Source organism: Candidatus Babeliales bacterium (assembly GCA_035288105.1).
Taxonomy (GTDB): Bacteria; Babelota; Babeliae; order Babelales; family Vermiphilaceae; genus SOIL31.
In genome coordinates this window covers 1-5,444 of sequence record DATEAY010000003.1, presented here as the reverse complement: position 1 = coordinate 5,444, position 5,444 = coordinate 1, and the positions used below count along the sequence as shown (strand labels likewise).

Sequence of the window (5,444 nt, the reverse complement as noted above, 5' to 3'; positions counted from 1 at the left end):
AAAAAAAATGCTCTCACGGGACAAATGGATCTTTTTTCAATGAACAAACAAGAATCTAAAAACGATAACATCTATACATTTGAAATCCTTCCTGAATGGCCTGACAAAGAAAAGCTAGAAAAAGAACGTGATGTCATTGGTTTTTACATTAGCTCACATCCACTCGAAACATATAAAAAACAACTTGCATGGTTTAGCATTGAACAATTTGAAACGGCAGTTGAAAAGGCAAGAACTGTAAAAAGCGAATACACAACTATTTGCTGCGGTCTGCTTAAAACTCGCAAAGATATTGTGACAAAAAAAGGTGATCGTATGTCATTTTTGCAGATGGAAGATATGTCGGGAACTGCTGAAATTATTGCATTTCCTAAAACATTTGCCCGCGCTGAAAAATGGCTCGGTTCTCATAATGTTTTTATTGTTAAAGGAGTAGTTGATGTTGTTGAGGGTGCGCCCTGTAAAATAAAGGCCCAAGATATTGTTCCTGTAGAATTAGCCTTGAGCGAATGGCCACATATTGAACACATAACACTCACTCTGCCAGATAGCATGACCGAAGAAACTATTGTAAATATCAAAGAACGCTTGCCAAAAGGAACCGCTGCTTTTTCTCTTATTTTTCAGGAAAATCAAAAAAAATTGCGCTTAACGGTGAAAGAAAGGATTCTTCTTGATACCGAAAGCGCACAATTACTCGAACAACACAACATAAAAGTACAATGTTGTTTATAAAGTAATTACTTTTTTATATAGGCAACCGCAAAATCATATAATTCATCTGAGTACGCACGCAACACAGACAAAAATTCCTGCACACTATGTTCTTGTTTTGTTGCAAGAATGATATCAAGTGATTTTTGAATGTGTACATACATTTTTGGGGCATTGCCCAATATTTTATATAACTCTATTGCTTCACGCCGTAATGTTACATCATCGGAATGCATTGCCACAAGATGCTCGCATACCGCTACAGATTCAAGAAATCGTTCTGACTTTTGGTACAATTCCATCGCTTGTTTATACAAAGGAATTGCTAGCTCTTGTTCACCAAAAGAAAGATAAATGTCACCTTCAAGCTGTCGCGCTACTGCCATATCATTAAATGAATGAGAAAGAAGGCGATAAACGCCCAAGGCACGTTCCTTCTCTCCGCGAGACACACACTCAGCAATCTTAAACCATGCTATCGTGTGTTTATCGAATTGCGTCTGCTTCATACGCCCCTCTCAACATTCTCATCGAATGATTTTTACATATTTTTTACCACTCTAGTACAATTTATAGAAAAAAGAAAAACCTTAAAATACATAGCAGTAAACAACTCATTACTTACTTTATTTTTTATCTGGTACATTATTAATCCCTGCATCTGATGTCCTTCTTCCTGCAGTAAATTGCTTTTTGGTATTAAATTCTAGATTTTCATGTTTTAAAAAATCATGACTAGGAAATGTTGGACTATTACTCAGACGTTTAGCATGAGATGGCTTATTGGGATTGGTAGGTATTTTGAAAACTCCTCCTTCTGCACCTGTATCACCAAGATTCTTTCCTCTGGTAATTCCCACTGATGGTTTTTCAGCAGTATAAGAAAGAGAAATATTGCAAAGAATTAGCGCACAAAAGAATTTTTTCATCGTGTTTTCCCTTTTTTATTTAAAACACTTTTTATGACAAGAATAATGGTACAAAAAAACTTAGCAATAGGTGAAGTAATTTTGCAAGCAAATAGAAATTAATTTTGAAGGGTGTAAAGGAATACCCGACCGTAATGAATGTGAAGGTTGGGTTAAAAAACGACAATAGATTAATAGGTATTGGGAAAAATGACTTGCCCTACTTCGCATAAAGCTACGAAGGCATACTACTTAAGTCTTCTATGGCGTGCCATATGAAGCCTTGGCGTAGTATGGTGCCGGGGGTCGGAATTGAACCAACGACGCGAAGCTCTTCAGGCTTCCGCTCTACCACTGAGCTACCCCGGCGTAACAAAAACTGTCAATACATACTCTGTATGGTACCTGTTTGTATGTTTTTGTCAACAGAAAAGCGTATTTTATCGCTTACAGTAGAGAGGTTTTGCTTTTCCAGCCTTTATTGCTTTAGGGACTGGTATCAAATCACCAGTAATAACATCAAAAATAAGTCCATATATAGGAATATTTGATGGAATAAGTGGATGATTACGAATTTTCTTAACATCCTCAAGGACAGATTTGAACAAACCATGCTTAATCGTTAACCAATCAATACAATCATAATCAATACATGCTTCTTTGCCGCAGCATTTACTCGTATTTTTCCACTTACACTTATTATTATCTTGTACCGGTTCAAGGGTGACGTTACAATTTTTGACCAAAGTAGCTTTCACTGAGCTACCTTCTAACAAGTCTTTCATAACTTTGTCAGTGAATTTTTGCATTCCGCAGTCAGTATGCTGGATCAAAAATATTTCTTCTACCTCCAACAATTTATAAAGAATAACTAAGGACCTAATCCAATCCTCAGTTACCCGTCCACCAGCATTGCGAAGTATATACGTACCACTTGTTACAGAACTTAAAAAATCATTAAGACGATAATCCATACAGGTTACAATTGCCGCTTTTCGTGGCGCAAATAGATCTGGTTGAGGCACATAGGTAGTTTCGAATACGTCATCCGCTGCTATAATCGCAGCGTAAAGAGGACTATTATCAAGATTCAAAACTTCTTCATGTTTATTGCATGGAGCTAATGAACCTTTTGTTTCAATTTGGTCAGCGCCACATGGCGTTATCAGACAAAACGCAAGTAATATAAGTAACAATTTTTTCTTCATCTATACCCTCCCAATTAGATTATAAAAACGCTATCATCAGGATATGTTGTTTCTTTTTCAAAAATCAACGTGATGTTGCTCAAATTGCCAACCACGACATTCTTTGTTATCTTAAAATTACAATAAAAATAAATTCTCTACCCTAGCTTTTCCTAGCGCTCATTCTGAACTTGTTGAAGAATAAAGCGCTCTTATCCTTCAACAGGTTCAGGATGAGCGCAGGAAATATACATGGATCATTTATGAAAAATCTCTCACAAGAACTTGATATCATAAAAAATGAATTCGACGATGTTTTAAAAACAATCACCACCGAAACCTCTCTTGAATCAGTACGTGTTACATTTTTAGGTCGAAAAGGCAAAATTGCTGACCTTATGGAACAACTCAAAAATTTATCCGTTGAAGAGAAAAAAACAGTTGGACCATTGCTCAATCAATTCAAACTGCAAGCTCAAACACAACTTGATGAGCTTACACTGTCTCTCAAAAAAACAGATAGTGCTCAAAAAAACTTACTCGAAAAAAACTTTGATGTTTCCGCCTATAAATACAATGAACTTAAAGGAACATCTCATATTTATACCCAAATTATTGCTGATCTAGAAAATACTTTTATATCCATGGGATATACTATCGTTGATGGCCCTGAAGTGGAAAACGAATATTATAATTTTGAATCTCTCAATATTCCAGCCGATCACCCTGCCAGAGAAGCAGAAGATTCATTTTTTCTCCACCAAAAAGGAATATTGCTGCGTACGCAATGCTCAACCATGCAAGCACGCGCGATGGAAAATTCCCAACCACCTATAGCAGTATTTGCACCAGGACGTGTGTACCGCAAAGAAGCTACTGATCAAACACATGATTTTTTATTCACACAGGCAGAAATATTGTTGGTTGATAAAAATATATCGGTTAGTAACCTTCTTGCAACTGCGCACATATTTTTACGAAAAATATTTGAAAATGATACATTAGAAATTCGCGTACGTCCTGGTTTTTTCCCCTTTGTTGAACCGGGTCTTGAGATAGATGCATCATGCACGTTCTGTAAAACAGGTTGTTCTGTCTGCAAACATACGGGCTGGATAGAACTGCTCGGAACAGGAATGGTTCATCCTAATGTATTACGCGCAAGTGGAATTGACCCAACTGTTTATTCTGGATTTGCGTTTGGTATGGGTATTGAAAGAATTGCAATGATTAAGTATGGTATTTATGATATTCGCTTGTTTCACTCGAGTAAAATAAAATTTCTTGATCAATTTTAAAAATGTTTTTAACGTTCGTATTCTTCGACAAGCTCAGGACGAACGGAGGAGGCCATCAACTAAAAATTAACAAGACAGAATTAGAATTTATTCGCTCTCATTGTAAACACTATGATACGTATTTTAAAAATTATTCTAATCCCGTTCGTCCTGAGCCTGTCGAAGGATACGAACACGTAAAAAGGGAATTCATGTCTAATAATTTATTTTTTATCTTCGCATTTGCACTATTAGCTGTTCAAACATCCAAAGGTGAGAGTTCAAACATGAAAATAATTAAAGCGGTTATTCCTGCTGCTGGCCTTGGAACACGATTTTTACCGTACACAAAAGCAGTGCCCAAAGAAATGTTACCAATACTAGAAAAACCTTCTATTCAATTAATTATTGAAGAAGGTCTTGCATCAAACATCACTGATTTTTATGTTATTGCCAACGATGATAAACCTGAATTACAACATCATTTTTCGCACAATGCAAAACTTGAATCAAAATTAGAAAAAACTGGCAAATCAAATCTACTCAATAGTATTAATATTATTATTGATACAGCACAGTTTACTTTTATTCCTCAACCAGAACCGCTTGGTCTTGGACATGCAGTGTTAATGGCAAAAGAAGCAATTGGTAATGAATATTTTGGTATTTTTTTACCTGATGAAATTATGATCGGTGAAATTCCTGCACTCACTCAACTTATTGCGGTGGCAAAAAAATATAATGCTTCTGTAATTGGAGTGTTAGAAGTACCCCAAGAAAAGGTTTCATCATATGGTATTATTTCAATTAAACAAGAATTAGAAGATGGTGTCTTTGAAGTTGAACACTTAATAGAAAAACCACCTGTTGATCAAGCTCCATCAAATTTTGCACTTGCTGGTCGCTATGTTCTTTCTCCACGCATTTTTGCTTCTCTAGAAAACACTGCACCTGGTGCAAATAATGAAATTCAATTGACCGATGGTATTGCGGATATGATGCGCAACGGTGAACGTGTTATTGCATATGTTATGAAAACTTCACGCTATGATGTTGGCAATCCTTTGGGATGGATACAAGCAAATATTGAAGTTGCACTGCGACATCCAACATTTGGACCAATTGTAAAAGAATATTGCGAAAAGTTGCTCTTCAAAAAACAGTAATCTCTAGGTTCTGTTGAGTTTTGATGCAAATACGTGCAGAGTTCCCCATTCCGTTCGCCCTGAGTGTTTTTGTCCTCAAAAATGTATCGAAGGGTATTATATTGGAGAAACCTTTAGGCGTTTTAAAGATTAATTACCTTAAAGAACTACCCTTCGATACATTTTACTCTGCCTACGGCTGCGTAAAACACT

Annotated in this window: 6 protein-coding genes and 1 tRNA gene; 3 read left to right on the top strand and 4 right to left on the bottom strand. The window is 36.2% G+C overall.

What is annotated here, in order from left to right; genetic code table 11:
* On the top strand, positions 1 to 735 hold a 735-nt coding region (locus tag VJJ26_00245), incomplete at its 5' end, for an OB-fold nucleic acid binding domain-containing protein (protein HLC06591.1).
* Between the two features lie 5 nt (positions 736 to 740).
* On the opposite strand, the gene VJJ26_00240 is transcribed toward VJJ26_00245, so the two are convergent.
* The 4 genes from VJJ26_00240 to VJJ26_00225 all read right to left on the bottom strand — a co-directional run bounded on the left by VJJ26_00240 (position 741) and on the right by VJJ26_00225 (position 2,830).
* On the bottom strand, positions 741 to 1,223 hold the full coding sequence (locus VJJ26_00240) for a hypothetical protein (protein HLC06590.1): 483 nt from the start codon (positions 1,221 to 1,223) through the stop codon (positions 741 to 743).
* A gap of 117 nt (positions 1,224 to 1,340) precedes the next feature.
* A complete protein-coding gene (locus VJJ26_00235) occupies positions 1,341 to 1,643 on the bottom strand; it encodes a hypothetical protein (GenBank protein HLC06589.1) in 303 nt (100 codons plus the stop codon).
* Positions 1,644 to 1,916: 273 nt separating this feature from the next.
* A tRNA-Phe gene (locus VJJ26_00230) sits at positions 1,917 to 1,991 on the bottom strand.
* A 71-nt stretch (positions 1,992 to 2,062) separates the two neighbouring features.
* Positions 2,063 to 2,830 (bottom strand): carbonic anhydrase, encoded by a 768-nt coding sequence (locus tag VJJ26_00225; GenBank protein ID HLC06588.1) that lies wholly within the window; start codon positions 2,828 to 2,830, stop codon positions 2,063 to 2,065.
* A gap of 242 nt (positions 2,831 to 3,072) precedes the next feature.
* Here VJJ26_00225 and VJJ26_00220 point away from each other — a divergent pair, with 242 nt between their 5' ends.
* Together VJJ26_00220 and VJJ26_00215 are read left to right on the top strand one after the other, a co-directional pair.
* On the top strand, positions 3,073 to 4,107 hold the full coding sequence (locus VJJ26_00220) for a phenylalanine--tRNA ligase subunit alpha (GenBank protein ID HLC06587.1): 1,035 nt from the start codon (positions 3,073 to 3,075) through the stop codon (positions 4,105 to 4,107).
* 191 nt (positions 4,108 to 4,298) lie between these two features.
* Positions 4,299 to 5,252 carry a UTP--glucose-1-phosphate uridylyltransferase gene (locus VJJ26_00215; GenBank protein ID HLC06586.1) on the top strand — a complete coding sequence of 318 codons (954 nt, stop codon included), beginning with the start codon at positions 4,299 to 4,301 and terminating at the stop codon, positions 5,250 to 5,252.
* The last annotated feature ends 192 nt before the right edge of the window (positions 5,253 to 5,444 follow it).